This is a genomic window from Kitasatospora sp. MAA19, from assembly GCF_029894125.1.
Taxonomy (GTDB): domain Bacteria; phylum Actinomycetota; class Actinomycetes; order Streptomycetales; family Streptomycetaceae; genus Kitasatospora.
This window is the reverse complement of sequence record NZ_JARXYZ010000093.1, coordinates 1-1068: the sequence shown is the minus strand read 5'-3', so window position 1 is coordinate 1068 and position 1068 is coordinate 1. Positions and strand designations below refer to the sequence as shown.

Sequence of the window (1068 nt, the reverse complement as noted above, 5' to 3'; positions counted from 1 at the left end):
GCGGAGGCCGAGGTCATGACGGCTTCGGTGCGCAGGGGGTTGATCTCGGAGACGGCGCCGACGAGCGTGGTCTTGCCGACACCGAAGCCGCCCGCGACGACGATCTTCGCGGAGGTGGTGGCGCGGGTGGGGGCGGCCGCGTTAGAGCTTGCGAAGTCCACTGAGGACCCTTTCGAGCAGCGTGACGTCGGGCTGGTTTCCGGATTCGCCGCCGGAAGCGGGCTGGTGGATGGCGACGAGGCCGGCCTCGGCCAGGTCGGCCACGAGGATGCGGGCCACTCCCAGGGGAAGGGAGAGCAGCGCCGACACCTCGGCGACGGATTTGACCTCCGTGCACAGGGTGCAGATCCGCTGGTGCTCGGGGAGCAGGGTGGCCAGGCGCTGCGGGTCGACGTCGGCGGAGACGAGGGCCTCCAGCGCGAGTTCGTAGCGCGGCCGGGTGCGGCCACCGGTCATCGCGAACGGCCGGATCAGCGGGCCGGAGTCGGGTTCGTCCTCGAACTCCTCGACGTGCCCGGGCTCGTGGGCCGGCTGGTAGCCGGGGGCCGGGGCGGGCGCCGGCACCGGGTAGCCGGGCGGCGGCGTGTCGAAGGCGGGCTGCGGCTGTCCGTACTGCCCGTGCTGGTCGTACTGCTCCTGCGGCTGCCCGTACGGGTGCTGGGGCTGTCCGTACTGGTGCTGGCCGTACTGCTGGCCGTGCTGAGGCCGGCCGTACTGCTGACCGTGGCCGACGCCGGGTGCTCCGAAGGCGTCATGGCCTGTGCCAGGGTACGGAACGCCGTACTGGCCGCTGCGGTCGTCGGGCGGTGTCACGGTTCCTCTCCTCACAGGGTGCGGCGGTGCGGTGCGAGCTTCGGTGCAGGTCCGGAGCCGGTGGTGCGAAGGCCGTACAACGTCCGAACCCGAGCCCGCCGAAGCGGGCCCGGGAAGGACGCGGAGGTACTTCGAATACCTGGACGGTATCCGACGGACCGTCAGTGCAGGAGACTGCCCTGGAGTTCCGCGCGGAGTGCGGGGGTGAGGACGGCGCCGGCGCGGTCGACGAGCAGGGCCATTTCGTAGCCGACG

The 1068-nt window shown here is 71.9% G+C and carries 1 protein-coding gene and 2 pseudogenes; all 3 read right to left on the bottom strand.

From position 1 onward, the window contains the following. Window positions 1-161 (bottom strand): annotated as a pseudogene (locus P3T27_RS40920) (ATP/GTP-binding protein); the annotation flags it as partial. Further along, window positions 142-813 carry a DUF742 domain-containing protein gene (locus P3T27_RS40915; protein ID WP_280686456.1) on the bottom strand — a complete coding sequence of 224 codons (672 nt, stop codon included), beginning with the start codon at window positions 811-813 and terminating at the stop codon, window positions 142-144. The gene P3T27_RS40915 and the pseudogene P3T27_RS40920, both read right to left, overlap by 20 nt. Before the next feature lie 161 nt (window positions 814-974). Continuing rightward, window positions 975-1068, bottom strand: a pseudogene (locus P3T27_RS40910) (roadblock/LC7 domain-containing protein); the annotation flags it as partial.